General features: G+C 49.7%; 8 protein-coding genes. 3 read left to right on the top strand and 5 right to left on the bottom strand.

Annotated elements, in window-relative coordinates:
- Window positions 1-32: 32 nt before the first annotated feature.
- On the bottom strand, window positions 33-1,310 hold the full coding sequence (locus BGX16_RS00800; RefSeq protein WP_157797796.1) for a CinA family nicotinamide mononucleotide deamidase-related protein: 1,278 nt from the start codon (window positions 1,308-1,310) through the stop codon (window positions 33-35).
- A gap of 160 nt (window positions 1,311-1,470) precedes the next feature.
- Between BGX16_RS00800 and BGX16_RS00795 the strand changes: the two genes are divergently transcribed.
- Window positions 1,471-2,547 (top strand): DUF5683 domain-containing protein, encoded by a 1,077-nt coding sequence (locus BGX16_RS00795; protein WP_157797795.1) that lies wholly within the window; start codon window positions 1,471-1,473, stop codon window positions 2,545-2,547.
- 11 nt (window positions 2,548-2,558) lie between these two features.
- On the opposite strand, the gene BGX16_RS00790 is transcribed toward BGX16_RS00795, so the two are convergent.
- A complete protein-coding gene (locus BGX16_RS00790; RefSeq protein WP_100424354.1) occupies window positions 2,559-3,188 on the bottom strand; it encodes a histidine phosphatase family protein in 630 nt (209 codons plus the stop codon).
- Window positions 3,189-3,540: 352 nt separating this feature from the next.
- Between BGX16_RS00790 and BGX16_RS00780 the strand changes: the two genes are divergently transcribed.
- Entirely contained in the window at window positions 3,541-7,950 is a 4,410-nt protein-coding gene (locus tag BGX16_RS00780; protein WP_100424352.1) for a cadherin repeat domain-containing protein, read from the top strand.
- Window positions 7,951-7,965: 15 nt separating this feature from the next.
- On the opposite strand, the gene recQ is transcribed toward BGX16_RS00780, so the two are convergent.
- Both recQ and htpG read right to left on the bottom strand, forming a co-directional pair.
- The gene (gene recQ, locus BGX16_RS00775) at window positions 7,966-9,774 is read right to left on the bottom strand and encodes a DNA helicase RecQ (protein WP_100424351.1); all 1,809 of its coding nucleotides are present in this window, start codon (window positions 9,772-9,774) and stop codon (window positions 7,966-7,968) included.
- 76 nt (window positions 9,775-9,850) lie between these two features.
- On the bottom strand, window positions 9,851-11,734 hold the full coding sequence (gene htpG / locus BGX16_RS00770; RefSeq protein ID WP_100424350.1) for a molecular chaperone HtpG: 1,884 nt from the start codon (window positions 11,732-11,734) through the stop codon (window positions 9,851-9,853).
- Between the two features lie 384 nt (window positions 11,735-12,118).
- Between htpG and BGX16_RS00765 the strand changes: the two genes are divergently transcribed.
- Window positions 12,119-14,182: a family 43 glycosylhydrolase gene (locus tag BGX16_RS00765; RefSeq protein ID WP_100424349.1), complete on the top strand. Its 2,064-nt coding sequence runs from the start codon at window positions 12,119-12,121 to the stop codon at window positions 14,180-14,182.
- A gap of 65 nt (window positions 14,183-14,247) precedes the next feature.
- Here the strand turns inward: BGX16_RS00765 and BGX16_RS00760 are convergent, their stop codons facing one another.
- On the bottom strand, window positions 14,248-17,223 hold the full coding sequence (locus BGX16_RS00760) for a type IA DNA topoisomerase (RefSeq protein WP_100424348.1): 2,976 nt from the start codon (window positions 17,221-17,223) through the stop codon (window positions 14,248-14,250).
- Window positions 17,224-17,478: the final 255 nt, after the last annotated feature.

The following is a 17,478-nucleotide window of genomic DNA, read 5'->3' as shown; positions in this document are numbered from 1 at the left end:
CAATTGATTTTTGTTCTTTGTAAATATATAAACTACTGAACTTTTGTGCAAGTGCTTTTCTGTTCATTTTCTTCGAGAATCGCACGGCGCAGAGCGTCCAGCACTTTAAAGACGCTTTTGCGACGGATTTGTCCACGATTCCCAGAAAATTTTTTGCAAAACGCGATTCTTTTACATTCCGAGACGACGGCCATCCAAACAAGACCGACCGGTTTTTCCGGGGTGCCGCCATCTGGGCCTGCGACGCCGGAGGTGGCGACCGCCCAGTCCGTATGGTACGCCTTGCGGGCGCCTTCGGCCATGGCGAGCACCGTTTCTTCGCTCACGGCTCCGTGGGCGAGGAGTGTTTCGTGCGGAACACCGACGATATCTTCCTTCGCTTCGTTCCAATAGGTGCAGGCGCCGCCTTTAAAGACTTCGCTCACACCGGCCAGGTTCACCATTTCGCTCGAAATCATGCCGCCTGTGCACGATTCCGCCGTCGAAAGCGTTTCGCCACGACCTTTAAGCAGCTTCACGATCTGTTCGGGAAGGCTTTTCCCGTCCGTCGAAACGACGCAAAGCTTGTCATCCAAGGCTTCGATCAGCTGTTTTTCGACAGCTTTCAAAACCTCTTCGGATTCCCGCGTATAGGTGCGGAAGATAATCGCATCATCCACGGGAAGGCTCGACCACGAAACGCCTGCGGGAAAGTTCACCTTTTGGAACATCTCCGCCATATTCGATTCGAAAAGTCCCGCAAGGCGCAACTCCCTGCAATAGAACGGCTTCACGTCTTTCGCCGCGAGGAATGGGACGATATGACGATCGAACATTTCGTGCGCTTCGAACGGAACGCCTGGAAGTGCGAAAAGGGTCACGCCATCTTGCGAAATGGAAAATCCCGGAGCTGTACCGACCGGATTCTCGAGAACCTGGGCTCCACGCGGAAAATACGCTTGGATCTTGTTCGCATCTGAATACTTCCAACCCTTGCTTTCGATGAAGGCGCGGATCGGGGCAATGCATTCCTCGTGGAATTCAAGCGGAGCCTTGAAGGTTTCCGCAACAAGATAGCGGGTCTTGTCGTCTTCCGTAGGACCGAGACCGCCGCCGAGGATTACCGTTTGGACATTCGCCTTGCGGATCATTTCCCAAGTGGCATTCCAGACGCTTGCGTCGTCCGGAAGGGTAATCTCGTAAGAAATTTCGAAACCGAGATCGCGCAGACGACCGGCCATCCAGTGGGCGTTCGTATTCAGCGTGTATCCCTGGGTGAGTTCTGTTCCCAGGTTCACGATCGCGACTTTGTTATCGATGTTGTTCTGCATTGTTTCGTTTTCCTTGTCCATAAGATAGCTATTAATTATGACAAAAAATGTCAAATTTGAAAATTGTGGAATTTTTTCTCTTTGACAGCTGAAAAGATAGATTTTGCCAAAGTCCTTTTTATTATAATTTGCCGTGATGCGATTTTCGGCTTCCTCATTTTTGCTTTTTTTTGTTTGGCTGCTTGCCTGTGCGGGTGTGGCTGTTGCCACCGATGCAAAGAATGTGACGGCGGACACGGCTAAAGTCGAAAAAGTGCAGAATCGGGGGGAAGATCCTCGGACGGAGGAAGACGAAGAAGATCTGGAAGATGCGGAAGATTCGGCTGGAGTCGAATTGGAAGAACCGGTGAAAATCGCGGAACGCGGAAAAACGGGCGTCGCCCGAATCGATTCCTTGCAGACCTACGAATGGGACGTGGAAACGGAACACAACTCGCTTCCGCTGACGATGCTCTTTAGTCTTTTTCCCGGCGGTGGACAGTTTTATACGGGACATTACATCCGCGGTGGATTCATCACGGCTCTTGAACTCGCTCTCGCTTACGAAGTGTTCATCAACAAGCGTTACCAAAAGAATCGCCGCTTTGACCAGGCAAAGAAATTCCAGGATTCCGTTTATACCTATTCCCGTAAAATGCTTCGCAATCGGGACAGCCTCTCGTATTTTCAGGCAAAACGGAACGAGTATGCGGAACAGATTCGCACGTTCAGCGACCATAAAATCGAAGAAGAAGATTTGCGCAAGTCCGAACTCACTTGGATGATCGGTATTCACATTTACAGCATCTTCGATGCTTACGGAATTTGGGTGAATAATCAGGGCCACAGCGTGGAATACCGCCCAGTGCTCGGCGCCTTGCTCCGTTCCTTTGTTCCGGGCTGGGGCCAGATGTACAATCAGGAATATGGCAAGGCGGGCCTTTTGTACATGGGACTTCTCGGCGCATCGGTCAGTATTTATTCGCGTCAGAACGTGATCAATTATTATTTGGACCGTAAGCATGCGCTCGAAAAGGAAAACCCTGCGAGTGAAAGCCTTGACCGCATTAATGAACAGATTCTTTACTTCCGCAAGAACCGCAACCAGTATATTTGGGGAGTCGTGTTAATTTATCTGTATTCGATTGGCGATGCCGTCGTCGATGCGATGATGAGCGATTTTGACAGCCCGGCGCATTTTGTGCTTGGACCGGACTTCCGGGGCGGTCTTGAAGCTTCGATAACTTTAGATTTTTAGGCGCCTGGATTTTACAGGCTCATGATGTAGTCGACGAGCGATGGCTGTTGCTTGCCGCCGTAGAGCGTTTCAAAGGAACCTTTGAGCTTGCCGTTTTCGTCGAGGTCGATTTCGAAACGGGTCACCATCGCATAAGGGAATTCCGCTTCTACAAATTGGGAATCCGGAAGTCCGCAAATGGAATGCTCGATTGCGGCGATCACGCCTGCATGCGAAACGAAAAGGACTTCCTTTTGGCCGTAAATGCTCTTGATGAATGCGCCGATGCGCTTGTCGACATCGTGAAAGGATTCGCCGCCTCCCGGAAAACGGAACCCGCGGAGGTCCGCCTTCCAGGCGTTCATCTGGTCTTTGGGAACATCGGAAAGCTTGACGTTTTCCCAAGCCCCGTAATGGATTTCCTTTAAAGCGTCTTGTTTGACGGCGGGAAGGTTCAGGGCTTCGGAAGCCTTTTCGGCAAGCTTGTAACAACGCTTTAACGGGCTTGTGTAAAGTTCCGTCGCCTTGCACTTTTCTTTTAAGACTTGAATCGCTGGAGGGAATTCTTCTGCAAAGGAAGGGGAAACATCAAAATCCGTTTGGCCGTAGCAGACGTCGTTCGGATTGTAAGGCTTGGTGTGACGAAGAGTCCAAAGAATCATTTGCAGAATACCGAAAAAAGGCTAAAATCAAAAAGTCGAGTTCCAAAAGCTTTTAAAACAAAAATCCCTAGACTACCCATCCACATAAAAATTCACAAGTCCGTTGCTGCTCTCGCTCTGGCGGGTTGCCCGCAAACAATCATTGAACGGGGTCTAGGGATTAAACAATATAGAAAATTTTTCAAAAAATCGGAAATTTCTTGAAAAATCGTTTAAAACATGCAAAACGGTGTGTTTTTCCGCATAGAAGCCTGTAATAAGCCCTATACAAGTAAACAAAAAGAAAAAATGTTTTCAGAAATTTATAATTTTGAGATAGGTTTGCAAAAATATTCTATGGGAAGGATGTGTTATGGTTGGTACTAAAAAAATAAGTTGGGGATTCTATATCTTCTTGGTTGGCATCGGCTGCATTCTAAGTCACGCAGCTGACGTTCGCCCTTTTTATTTTGAAAATGTCACGGCGGATGCCTCCATTCAGCAGCAGGAATGGGAAAAATTGATGAAGTACAAGCTTTGGGGAACCTATGGCATGTACTTTACGAACGAAGGTGCGATTTCCATCGAAGATACGACCGGCTATAATGGTACGGCGACGGGTAATTTGAACCTGGCGAACAGCCACCATATCGGAGGTCCGTTCACGATTGGCGGTGATGTAGAGTTGCAAAATCTTTACGATATGCAACTATTGGGAGGCCCGTTCCATACGTTAAGAAGTGTCAAGCTTCCGAGTTGGCAACATCAGAATTTGTCGGATACATCCTCGGCTCGCTTTGACGGCCCGTATTGCATCAAGGGCGATATTACGGGACCGACTGCTCAGGGCGATAATACAGTCAATCTTTGGAAGGCAAAAATTTCGAAAGGCGTTTACCAGGGGGACGATTATTCCAAGTGTCCGGAAACGGTTCCAGAAGTGGATCCGCTTCTTTCAATCCCGACCGTCGATTTTACGGATGTCATCTGGGAAAAAGGCATTGAAATCACATCGGAGCGGGCGCAGACGCAGTTCATTCATGTGCCGCCTGATTCCGTGTACACAAATGACTATGGTACCTACGATAAGTATATCGACAAGCTCAAAGTCTCGGCGCAGACGACTTTTAAAATCTATGTGCTGATGCCGCCGCAGGGCCGTTTGACTCGCATTTTTGTGCGCGACGGCTTTGAACTCGATAATTCGGCGCACAGCCCTCGCATTCAGGTTGTCTATGCTCCGGAAGGTGCAAAATTCGATCGCAAGGCTTTTGCCTGGGATACTACGGGCTTTACGGATTCTTCGAAGTTTACCTACATCACAAGTGAAACCTATGCGGGCAACCTGATGTTTTACACGACGAAGGTGGTGAACTGGGCTTCGACGGACAATCCGGAATATCAGGGTACGTTCATGACGACGGACTCGATGTATATCGGTAACGATTTCTCTGTGGCGGGACAGCTCCTTGCCAAGTATCTGCGTGTACGAGCTCCGTACACGGGTAATTTCCGCTATGTGCCGTTCGATCCACCTGTCGTGGACTTGGACCCGACGGCTCTTGCAAGTGGAAAGTTCCTCGAAAATAATCTGGCTCAGGAGATCCCGATTCATCTTTCCAAGACACCAACGACTGTGGTTTCGTTCAACTACTGCTTTGTCTTGAGCGATGAAGCGGATGCGAATGCGATGAAGCTCGCCAATGCGGCGGACTTCAATACAACAGGCATGCCGCTTTGCACGGTGAATTCCGATGGAACGATTACGGGTGATTCTGCGACGATTACGTTTAACGCCGGCAGTACGCTTCCGACTTCCGCTACATATATCACTCCGGTCACGGACAAACGCGTCGAAGGCGATGAAAGCTTTAAGATGTATGTGTTCAACATGAGCGGTGCCGTGCTCTCGGGCAATAAGCGTACCGGTTCCTTTACGCTTTACATCAAGGATGCCGACAGCAACGTTCCGCCGGAATTCAGTGAATCTTCTTACGATTTCACGATCAACGAAAATAGCTCGGTGAAGGATTCGGCTGGAATCGTTTCAGCCGTGGACAAGAATGCGGACGACATTCCAGAGTATTACATCTCCTCAGGCGATTCGAGTATCTTTGCCGTGGACGCTTCGACGGGAAAGATTACACTGAAAAAAGAAGTCCTCGATTACGAATCCAAGGATACGACTTATACGATTTATATCTGTGCGACGGATGGACAGTTGAATTCGGATCCTGTGAAGGTGACGATTCATGTGAAGGATGTGAACGAAAAGCCTAGCCTTTCGGATACGACCTTGACCGTGGCAGAAGATGCGGCAATCGGCGATACTGTTGGAACTCTCGAAGCGTTCGACCCGGATTCGTTGAATGTGAACTTCTCGACGATTACATACAAGATTATTTCTGCATCGGTTTCTAATTATTTTAAGATTGATTCCAAGACGGGTGTGATTACAGTTGCGAAGTCCTTGGATTACGAAAAGAATCCGACGTATGTTTTGACGGTCCAGGCTTCGGACGGCACCTATGCGGATACGGCGACGGTAACGATCCAGCTTTTGGAAGTGAATGAAGCTCCGATTGCCGAAGAAACCGTGGTAACGATTAAAGAAGAATGCGTCGGCTGCTCTGTGTCAAAGAAGGTGACGGCAAGCGATCCGGAAAATGATCCGCTCACGTACAAGATCATTTCGGATACAAGCAACGTCTTTATGATCGATTCGACGACGGGCATTATTTCGCTCCGCGACGCCGAACGTCTGGATTACGAAAAAGATTCCGTGTACACGGTGACGGTCTCGGTGACCGATCCGGATGGCCTTTCGGATACGACGACGGTAACGATTAAAGTGATTAACGCCGTGGAAGATGTGAAAATTATTCATGCGGAATCGGGAGATTCTTCTTGGACTGAGCCGGATACGATTTACACGAACAATCCGAAAGTTTATATCAAATGGACGACGCCTGACGGTGAAAAGGATAGCACAGTCGTGGTCAAGGAAGATAAGAATATCATCACGGTAAAATACCAGGATGGCTCGGACCAAATCGTAATCTATCTCAGCACGAAGATTCCGGTAGTGACTATCTCTGCTTCAAACGATACATCGGGACGTCCGAGCGGTGTAACAATCGTGGAACAGAAGGATGCAGATGATCCTGCAAGCTATGTCCGTTCCAATGCGACGATTGTGACGGTGAGCGTGGTGGATTCCTCGGGAGAAAAGACGCAGACCGCGAAGACGAGCTTTAAGGTAATCCTCGATACGGCAAGAGTTTCTGCGTCGAACATCAAGACGGCAGAACAGACAATCGGCAAGGTGAACCTGAAGGATGAAGCCGATCTTTCTTCGAAAGTGCAGGTAACGCATTCCGTGATCGGTGAAAACTTAATCCAGGTCAGCTATGACGATACGACTTCCGCGGGAACCGTAGTCAAGGTCTCTTACTATACCGATTCGAACGGCAAACGTTTGACCGATTCGAACGGCGAAGAATACTATGAAGTTTCGATGACGTTCAAGGATGCGGACGGTAAGGTTGTAACGCTCACCTATACGATCGATGCAACAGGAACGGTGAAAACCGATTCCGATGGCAATACGATCTATGCGGTCGGCTATACGTATGAAGCAAAGAGCTCGGACGGCAAGAAAGCTTACGACGTGAATGTTTCTTACACGATCAACTCGAAGGGAACGAAGACGAAGGATGAAGACGGAAATCTGATTTATGAAGTCAGCTACACTTACACCGATGTCTATGGAAATTCGGCGACGGCAACGGCAAAGGTCATTGTCGACACGATTCTTCCGAAGGTGAAAATCATGACTCCGGAAGATTCTACAGTCGTGAGCAACGTCTCGATCGAAGTCAAGTGGACCGTGGATGGTATTGAACAGGATACTTTGAATTATCAGGGCTTGAACGATGGCAAGAACTTGATCATTCGTACCTACCGCGACAAGGCGGGTAACGAAGCTTCGGATACGGTCGTGGTGATTCTCAAGGCGGGTAAGCTGATTACGATCAATATGGAAGAACCGCTCGTCTCTTCGGATCCGAAGGACGTGGAAAAGTTCACCTCCGTTTCGAACAGCGAAAAAGGAACCACTTATGCGTTGAGCGTAGTGAACGCGAAGACGGGTAAGGAAGAAGAAACACAGGCGGGATCTTCTAGCGGCGTTTCGGAAGGAACGGGCGAAGAACCGTACACGGGCCTCACGGGAAAACATCTCGGTGCAACGCTCAGCATTACAGCCCAGGCTCCGGCAATCGATGAAACGGGAACGCTTTCGACCTTGGAAAGCATCGTGGAAAATGGCTATGTCGCACTCGATAGCGGTGGCGGTTGGGACCGTACCACGACGACCGTCGAAGACTACGTGGAAAATTACTGCTCGACGGCATTCCAGAAGGCGTATGATTCCATTGGAACGGCGGCAAGCCTTTACACGACGACGATCAGCTTGAGAATTTGGCTCTTCTCCACGATCGGTGATTATGTAGCTGATTACAGCTTCTCTCAGAATATCACTCCGGATTACGTCGATAAGAGTGGCGCAATTCAGCTCTACTTTGAAATGAAGCCGGATGCGCAGGGTTACCTGAAGAATGCGGAAGGGCGTAAGCTCGGCACGGGCGCTTACATCTTCACCTCGGATGTGAAAATTCGCTCGGAACTCCAGTGCGAACTTCCGGATCGCAAGCAGGGTTACATTCGCAAGGATGATGACAGAATCCTCTCGAAGTGGGGCTACCGTCGTCCGAAGGATTAATTTCTCTGTAAAAGCTTAGAGCATGCGGCAGATTTCCTTTACGAAAATCTGCCCATATTTTTTGCATTTAAATGTGCCGATGCCCGGAATTTCTGCGAAGTCTTCAAGGCTTGTAGGCTTTTGTGCGACAATTTCCGTGAGAACCTTGTCGTTGAAGATAACGTAGGCGGGGACATTTTCCTTTTGGGCAAGTTCCAAGCGCAAGAGGCGCAGAGCCTGGAACAGTTTGTCGTCATCATTTGTGGCGAGCTTTGGCGTGCGCAGGGATTTGGAAGGGGTACTTTCCGTTTCGCGGACGAGCGCGAGTTCGAGCTTTTTTTCGCCGCGCAGGATTTCCCAGCCGTAAGGCGTCATGGAAAGGTGCTGGTCCTGGGCGTAACTCTTTTCGATGACTCCCAGATGAACGAGCTGCATTAAGTAGGCGTTCCATTTGGCGGGCGGTGTCGTTTTGCCGACACCGTACGTTTTGATCTTGTCGTAATGCTTTTCCAAAAGTTCGGTGGAGCGTTTTCCGCGCAAAATGTCCACAATCATGTGGCTGTTTTCGATTTGACGTGTGCGCACGATTGCGGAAAGCGCCTTTTGTGCAAGGATTGTACCGTCAAAGCGCTGTGGGGGATTCTTGCAGATATCGCAGTTGCCGCAGTCATGATCGAAGGCTTCTCCGAAGTAGCTTAAAAGAATACGGCGCCTGCAAATGGGGCTTGTCGCATAATGTTCAATGCGGTGAAGCTTTTCGATTTGCAAATCCTTTTCGCCGCTTTCTTCGGCAAACTTGGCAAGCTGCACCATGTCGCTATCGGAATAAAAGAGAAGCGTGTCGGAGGGAAGTCCGTCACGACCTGCACGCCCGATTTCCTGGTAGTAGCCTTCCATGTTCTTGGGCGTGTTGTAATGGATGACGAAGCGGATGTCGGGCTTGTCGATGCCCATGCCGAAAGCGGTCGTCGCGCAGATGACCTGGGTGCGGTCATTCAAAAAATCTTCCTGGATTTCGATGCGTTCCGCACTTTCAAGCCCCGCGTGGTAAGCCTTTGCCGGAATTCCGCGGTTGCGCAGTTCCGTGGCGACCGTTTCTGTGCTGCGGCGCGAAAGGCAGTAAACGATGCCGCTTTGACGTTTGTGCTTGCCGATGAACTTTTCGATTTCGTTGAGTTTTTCACGTTTGCGGTAATTCAGTTTGACGGTAAGACTCAGGTTCGGGCGGTCGAAGCTTGAAAGGACCACGTTTTCTGGGGGAATTGAGAGCTGAGTCTGAATGTCTTTGCGGGTGACCGAGTCCGCGGTGGCCGTGAGCGCGATCAGCGGTGTCTTGGGGAAACGTTCCCGCAGCGCATGAAGCTGGGAATATTCGGGGCGAAAGTCGTGGCCCCACTGCGAAATGCAATGCGCTTCATCGATTGCGAACAGGGAAATTTCCATTCGCAAAAGAAGATGATCCAGTTCGTATTGGATGCGTTCCGGGGAAAGGTACAAGAGCTTCAGTTCACCGCGCATCGCCTTCTGTCGAATTTCAAAAGCCTCTTCTTTCGATACCTGACTGTTGAGGGCGGCCGCCGCCACGCCGTTTTCGCAAAGGTTATCCACCTGGTCCTTCATCAGCGCAAGCAGCGGGGAAACAACTACACACGTTCCCGGAAGCACCAGGGCAGGAATCTGGTAACAGATAGACTTCCCACCGCCTGTCGGGAGAAGCGCGAGCGTATCCTTGCCTGCAAAAAGATTCTTTAATACAGCCTCTTGCGCCGGGCGAAAGGTTTTAAAACCGAAAGTGTCTTTCAGCAACTGGGTTGCGAATTCGAAAAGGCGTTCTACGGATTCCATGGGCGCTCAAAAATAGAAAAGTGTACAAAAAAAGCCGTCTTAAATATAAGACGGCTCATTGACAAGAAATGTCTAATTAGTGAAGCTGTGCAGTGAGCAGCTTGTTGATCGCCTGCACGTATTCACCCGGATTTTCGAGCTGGGAACCTTCGGCGAGAACGGCCTGACCGTAGAGAGCCTTCGGCCAATCTTCGAGGGATTCCTTCTTTGCAATTTTTTCCTTGAGCATCTTGCAAATCGGATGGTTCGGGTTGATTTCCAAAATGCGCTTGGACTTGGTGACGCTCTGGCCCATGGCGGACATCATGCGTTCCATGTGGCGGCTCATCGCAGCTTCGTCGGTGACGAGGCAGCACGGGCTGTCCTTCAAACGGCTTGAAACGCGCACTTCCTTGATGGTGGCGTCGAGAGTTTTTTGGAGGTCGGTGCAAAGATCCTTGTATTCGGTCTTGGAAGCTTCTTCCGCCTTCTTTTCTTCTTCGGTCTTTTCAAAGTCCACATCGCCGCGGCTGACGTCGTGGAACTTCTTGCCGTCGAATTCCTGGAGAGAGTTCATCATGAATTCGTCGATCGGGTCGGAAAGGAGAAGAACTTCGTAGTTCTTGTTCTTGTAAGCTTCGAGGATCGGGCTTGCGGCAATCGAATCCTTGTTTTCGCCGATGAGGTAGTAGATTTCCTTCTGATCGGCAGGCATGTTCTTTACATATTCTTCGAGGCTCGTGAACTTGTCGGCGGACTTCGTGGACTTGAAGAGCGTAAGCTTTTTCAGTTCATCGAGATGTTCCCAGTTCATGTAGAAGCCTTCCTTGAGAACCATGCCGAGTTCCTTCCACCAGGCTTCGTACTTTTCACGGTCCTTGCTCTTGATTTCGGCGAGCTTGTCGAGAACGTCCTTGATGACGCGCTTGCGGATCGTGGTGATAATCTTGTTCGACTGGAGAATTTCACGGGAAACGTTCAGCGGCAGGTCTTCGCTGTCAACGACGCCGCGCACAAAACGGAGCCACGGCGGAAGCAGATCCTTGCAGTCATCCATGATGAAGACTTTCTTCACGTAGAGCTTCAGACCGTTGATGCGGTCGTTCTGCCAAATGTTGAACGGAGCCTTGGACGGAATGTAGGTCAAGGTCCAGAATTCCTGGGAACCTTCGGCATGGGAATGCTTCCAGGCGAGAGGTTCGCCGCCTTCGTGTGCGACGGTGGAATAGAATTCCTTGTACTGTTCTTCCTTGATTTCGTTTGCGCTCTGGCGCCAAAGAGCCTGCTTGTCGTTCAAGCGGGTCGGTTCCTTGGTTTCCATTTCGCCCTTATCGTTCTTCGTCGGTTCGTGGTGCAGGTAGATACCGTAAGAAACGAATTCGCTGTACTTACGGACGATGGATTCGACGCCCCATTCGGTGGTGAATTCCTGGAAGTCTTCGCCGTCCTTGAGGTAAAGCGTGATTTTGGTACCGACATCCTGCTTCGGCATATCGGAAATTTCATAGGAACCTGTACCGTCGGAACTCCAGAGGTAGCCGGTTTCTTCACCCGCCTTGCGGGAAAGCACTTCGACCTTGTTCGCGACCATGAAGGCGGAATAGAAGCCCACACCGAACTGGCCGATCAGATCCACGCTCGACTTGTCGGAATCCTTGAGGCTCTGCACAAAGTGCTTCGTTCCGCTGCGGGCGATCGTACCGAGGCAACTCACGAGATCTTCCTTGTTCATGCCGATACCATTGTCTTCGACGACAAGGGTCTTGTTTGTCGAATTCACAGAAAGGTCGATCTTGAGCTGTGTATTTTCCGGCAAAAGCTTTGCGTCGGAAAGGGAAAGGAAACGACGCTTGTCGAGGGCGTCAGCCGCATTCGAAATCAATTCGCGGAGAAAAATTTCCTTGTTGCTGTACAGGGAATGGATCATCAAATGAAGAAGATCCTGAACTTCAGTTTGGAATTCTTTCTTTTCAGTTGCCATGGTTATCTCCATTAAATCAAAACGTTTCAAAATGAAACAGTCCGTGTTTCAAAAAGAGAAACTGGGAAATTGCGAATGTCTTTTTACGGACCTTTTTGCAAATTTCACCCAGGACTGCTCAAATTCCACGCTTATAAATGCAAGAATCGTGCCAAAGCACTCGGAATATCCAATTATCAATTAGGAATTATGCAACGTTTTTGGATTTGACTTAATAGAGGGTTCTAGAACGATCATATTCCCGATAAAGTGTTGATAAAAAATCAATAAGAAGTGTTTTTTGGGGCGGTTTATAGCCCGTTTCGGGGAGCTAATTTATAGTGGTTGGTTGAAATTTTATGGTGAGTCCTGAAAATCGCTCCGTAGGGCGTAAAGGAATGCATTATGATGTTTGCGAAGAGCATTAAGGCGACTGTCGCCTTGGTTGGTTTTGGATTCTGCACCTCGGCTATGGCCGAAAACCCGCTTATCCAGACCTATTATTCTCCGGACCCGGCACCAGTCGTATTCGGCGATACGCTTTGCACGTATTCCGGCAACGATGAGGGCGGCAGCTTCTTCACGATGCACGGTTGGCGCGTATCGTGCACCACGGATATGGTGAACTGGACCGATATGAACACCCTCATTTTGGAAGCGGGTGATTTTAACGGTTCTGCCAAGAAGAACGGCGACTGGGCTGCTCAATGCATTCGCCGCAATGACAAGTACTATTATTACGTGACCGTAGAATCCGCCCAAGGTGGCCGCGCCATCAACGTCGCCGTGTCCGATAAGAAGGAAGGCCCTTTCAAGGATGCCCTGAACGGCAAGCATCTGGCGGGCCCTAACTGGGACTACATCGACCCTACCGTATTTATTGACGACGATGGCGTGGCTTGGCTCTACTGGGGCAATCCGAAGCTTTATTATTGCCCCCTCAAGGAGAACATGATTGAATGCGCAAGCGACATCCAGGTCTCCGATATGAGCACCTTTAACGGCAAGTATACCGAAGGCCCGTGGATTCACAAGCGTGGCAAGAAGTATTACATGATTTATGCCGCCGGAGGCATTCCCGAATCCATTGACTATTCTTGGAGTGATTCCCCAACGGGCCCCTGGACTTACAAGGGCGTCATTATGCCGAGTAGCGAACCGGGTGCCGCGTTCACAGTCCACTCCGGCATTGTCGACTTTAAGGGCCGCAGCTTCTTCTTCTACCACAACCAGAAGAACGTGAAAGGCGGCGGCTTCAGCCGTTCTACCGCCATCGAGGAATTCACTTGGAATGCCGATGGAACGATTCCCACGATCCGCGCGACCGACAGTGGCGTTGTGAAGCCTATCAAGAACCTTGACCCGTTCGTGCGCGTGGAAGCCGAAACCAAGTCTTGGGTTGGCGGTATGACCGTCAATACGTCGGATGGCTACACCATCATCGAACATGTCGGTTCCGAATATGGCAATGTTTTCCTTACCAATATGAACAGCGGATTCTACACCAAGGTGCGTTCTGTTGACATGGGCGATGGTGCCGACCGCATTACCGTTTGCACCAGAGGCAGCGGCGGTATGCTTGAACTCCATACCGGTTCCGAAAACGGAGCTCTCCTTGCGTCCATGAATATCCCTGCAAGTACTGCTTGGGAAGAACATACCTTCGACGTGACCGATGCCGCCGGCGTCGACGACCTTTACTTTGTTGTAAAGCAGGGCGGTTTCGATTTTGACTACTGGTATATGGAAAGTGAAAAGACTGCCGTTCCGCAAACTGCTTACAAGGGCACTGCCGCGATGATTCCGGGCAAGATTGAGGCTGAAAACTACGATGAGGGCGGTCACAATAAATCGTTCTACGACAACGACCGCGAAAACCAGGGCAAGGTTTATCGCGAAGATGAAGTAGATTTGGTAGACATTAGCGATTCCAAGTGCGGCGACGCTGCATGTTCGGGTTACGCTATCGGTTATACGCAAGAAAACGAATGGGTCGAATACACCATCAATGTCACGGCGGACGCCAAGTACGATATCACTGCGAATATCGCGACTGCGTTCGAAACTGCCGGTATGCAGCTGTTTGTTGACGACACGGCGATTACGGATGCGATTTCGTTCGAAAAAGTGGATTCCGTTTTCACCACTTACAAGGTTGTCGATGTGGGCTCCGTGGAACTCAAAAAGGGCGAACATGTGCTCAAGCTCTTGATTACCGGCCCTTACCTGAACGTGGACTGGCTGCAGTTCACCGATCCGAATGCGACAACCATTATTCGCGAAGTTCGCTTGACTTCTCAGGCTAATGTCTCGTACAATGTCTTCGGCGTGACGGGTAAATTCTTGGGCCGTGTTGAAAATGCTGATGCGAACCTCTTCGCGACTCTTAAGAATGCGGGCTTTGCAGATGGTGTTTACATTGTGCGCGCTATCGGTCAGAGCAAGGCTTTGCGCGTGAAGGTGAAATGAACCTTCGTTGATAAAATGAATCTTTTCTTTTGGTGGCTAGCTAATGCAGGGCATTGGCATGGCGGCTACTTTGGCTTTGCCGTCATGGATGAAAGTTGACAAACGGATTCTTTATAGAAGCCAAGTTTTCCGCCGTTTCGGATTTCAATCGCGGCACGGAACTTGGTTTCGTTCTTTTGGAAAGGTTCGAGGACCGGCGAAATTTTATCGGTCAAAAGTTTTTCCACTTCTTCGTCGGAAAGTTCTCGTCCGTAAAAGACCTTGGGAATGCCGAAACCGCAGTGCGAATTTGGACAGGCGTAAATGTCGTTTCGGAATCGGAGTTGTTCGTTGCAGACCGGGCAGGGGAAGTTTCGACGGGGAAATTCAAAAGACGTGCGACCGTCTTCGCCGAGCTTTAAAATCGCATTGAACGAAGAACCTTTTTTGCTTTTGAATCCTTGCAAAACTTCTGTTTTTCCATCGGTGAGAAGAGCCTTGATATCACCCACGCGGAGCTTTTTACCGGCGACGGTTTTGAACAGAGTGAATTTGCAGTTTTCCGCAGAGCAGAAGATAGCGTTCTTGTTTTCTTCGAGCGTGTGCTTGCAAATCGGGCATTTGTACTTGGTTTCGGTCCCGTGGAAATGTCCGTCGTTTTCAAAGGCGAAGGTGGCGTGAAAGTCCTTGTCCCAGGTGATTTTGGCGTTAAAGCTTGAACCTTTTTTGGTGTGGAAACCTGAAAGGACGTGGGTCGTGCCGTTTGTGAAAAGTTCTTGCAGTTCCGATTCCTGCATTATACGGCTGGCAATCGTTTTGTAAAAGGTAAAGTCGCAATCGTCGCTGCAGATAAGGCGGTTTCCTGCGTCCGAAAGCATTTTACCGCATTTAGGGCATTTGAATTCTGTCGGTACGCGGTTGTCGGGATTATCGCTAAAATCGAATGCGATGTTCCCATCTTCGTGCATCACAAGGGTTGCGCTAAATGAGGAACCTTTTTTGCTTTTGAATCCCGAAATCAGCTCGGACTTGCCCGAAGAAAGAAGACCTTTCATTTCTTCATGGCTGAGCATGCGGCCCGCGATTGTGTGACCGACTTTAAAACCGCAATTTTCCTGCTGGCAAACATAGCCCCACGGCAAGGTTTCGAGCGGGCTTCCGCACTTGGGACAGGGAAGCGCTTCTGTCACCGTTTCTCTGTCAAATTGGCACTGATACTTGGCGTGCAGTTCCGTAAAAAGCGATTTGACGTATTCGATGATGCCGTCGCGGAATTCCACCGGGGAAAGCTTCCCCTTTTCGACTTGGGAAAGCTGATATTCCCATTCGCCGGTCATTTCCGGGGATTTGACCTTTTCGTCCATCAGCGAAATGACTTCGCGCCCGCGCTGGGTGCTGACGAGGTAATTCTTTTGTGCTTCAATGAATCCGCGCTTTTTGAGCGTTTCGATAATGCCCGCTTGCGTTGCCGGAGTGCCGAGACCGCGGTCCTTCATCGCTTCGGCGAGTTCTTCGTTTTCGACCTGCTTGCCTGCGGTTTTCATAGCGGCGAGCAAAGTCGCTTCCGTATAATACTTTGGTTTGCTCTTCTTCTTTTTTTGAAGTTCCACGCTGTCGAAGGGAGCCTTGTCGCCCAGGTTCCACAGCGGGAATTCTTCGACGAGATTCGTGACGTCGTTAGAGTCGTCATCGTCTGCAGAATCGGAATTATCGCCTTTTTTTGAGGACTTCTTCTTTTTTTCCTTTTCGTCCTTGACGATTGCGCGAAAGCCCAGGTCTTCGTTGCGCTTGAGTTTTAAACGGAAAGTTTCGCTTTCTTCTTCGGGGCATTGGAGCAGAACTTCCATTTCGCTCCAGATGTACGGTTTGAACCATGCCTGAATAAAGCGTTCCTTGGCGAGCTCGTAAATCTTCTGTTCCATTTCGGGAAGGCCCTGCGGATCTTCTCCCGTGGGAATGATTGCGAAGTGGTCTGTGACCTTGCTCGAATTGATGAAGACAAAGTTTTCACTTGCGTCTCGCATCAGCTTTTGCTGTTCCGGCGAGGCGAGCCTTTGCGCCAAGGCGTAAGCTTCTCCCTTCATCGTATCCGGCAAGTATGCGGAATCGGTACGCGGGTAGGTGAGAAGTTTTTTTTCGTACAGGTTCTGGGCACAGTCGAGAACTTGTTTTGCGCTGCATTTAAAGCGCTTGTTGCCTTCCTTTTGAAGTTCGGTCAAATCAAAAGGCTTTTGCGGGAACTGCTTTTTTTGCTGAATATCAAGCCTAGAAATCGTCGCGTTTTCGGGTGGTGAACATTTATCGACCACGGCTTGCGCCTGCTCTTCCTTTTCGAAAACGGCGACTTTGTCATCGCGCAGAAGTTGCGCTCCAAAGCCTTTCCACGTTCCGAGTACGCCGTAGTAAAAAAGTTCCTTGAATTGTTCCACGATCGTGTCACGTTCCACGACAAGGTTTAATGTCGGCGTTTGAACGCGTCCGACAGAGATCATTTTGCCGCGGCCTGCGGTAAGCGTGTAAGCGCGCGTCGCGTTTAAACCGACCATCCAGTCAGCGCGCTGGCGAAGTCTTGCTGCGTAACTCAGGTTTAACCTTTCGGTCGCATCTTCCAAGTGCTTCCAAGCGTTGTCGAGATCCTTGGCGACGTAGCTGTTCACCCAAAGGCGCATAATCTTCTTTTGTTTGAACGCCGGCGTAAAATCGAGCACCAAATCAAAAATCAGGTTCCCTTCACGGCCTGCATCGGCGCCGTTCACCAGAACGTCTGCCTTTTCCATCATGGAACGCACCACGTTCAACTGTTTTTTGGTGCTTTCAATTTCCATTAAGCGGAACTTTTCGGGTAAAAGCGGCAAATTAGAAAGGCGCCACGCTCCTTCGTAACCGGGGTAAGCGTCTAACGGGGCAAGCGTAATCAAATGGCCCACGCACCAGGTAATGCAATGGTTTTGACCGATCAGGCAACCGTCTCCCTGTGTGAATTTTTCGCCCTCCAACCGTTCGAGCATTGGGCGGTAATGCTGGTTTGCGACAGAAGGTTTTTCGGCTACAAGGAGAATCATGCGCGGAAAGATACATTTTTTACTGGAGTTAGCTTTGAGGCGAAGCAATCCCAAAGACGTGTTCCCCCGTGCCATAACTCCATTGCAAAATCGACAAAAGCAGGGGTGTCGAATCCGTTTGGAGAATTCATGCCGCAAAAGATTCTTGCAATATTAAAAAAGGGGCTTCAAGAAAATGCGATCGTTGTTCATGACGGATTTTAAAAAACGGGTCGTTGGATTGAAAAGTGGACAATCTTTCGCATTTGCCGTTCT

Source organism: Hallerella succinigenes, from assembly GCF_002797675.1.
GTDB lineage: Bacteria > Fibrobacterota > Fibrobacteria > Fibrobacterales > Fibrobacteraceae > Hallerella > Hallerella succinigenes.
Note: the sequence above shows the minus strand (reverse complement) of the source record. Positions and strands in the feature narration are given on the sequence as shown.

Bases quoted from the DNA above. Each gene is read 5' to 3' on its own strand.
- BGX16_RS00800 (WP_157797796.1), bottom strand. From the start codon at position 1,310: ATGCAGAACAACATCGATAACAAAGTCGCGATCGTGAACCTGGGAACA.
- BGX16_RS00790 (WP_100424354.1), bottom strand. From the start codon at position 3,188: ATGATTCTTTGGACTCTTCGTCACACCAAGCCTTACAATCCGAACGAC.
- BGX16_RS00780 (WP_100424352.1), top strand. From the start codon at position 3,541: ATGGTTGGTACTAAAAAAATAAGTTGGGGATTCTATATCTTCTTGGTT.
- recQ (WP_100424351.1), bottom strand. From the start codon at position 9,774: ATGGAATCCGTAGAACGCCTTTTCGAATTCGCAACCCAGTTGCTGAAA.
- htpG (WP_100424350.1), bottom strand. From the start codon at position 11,734: ATGGCAACTGAAAAGAAAGAATTCCAAACTGAAGTTCAGGATCTTCTT.
- BGX16_RS00765 (WP_100424349.1), top strand. From the start codon at position 12,119: ATGATGTTTGCGAAGAGCATTAAGGCGACTGTCGCCTTGGTTGGTTTT.
- BGX16_RS00760 (WP_100424348.1), bottom strand. From the start codon at position 17,223: ATGATTCTCCTTGTAGCCGAAAAACCTTCTGTCGCAAACCAGCATTAC.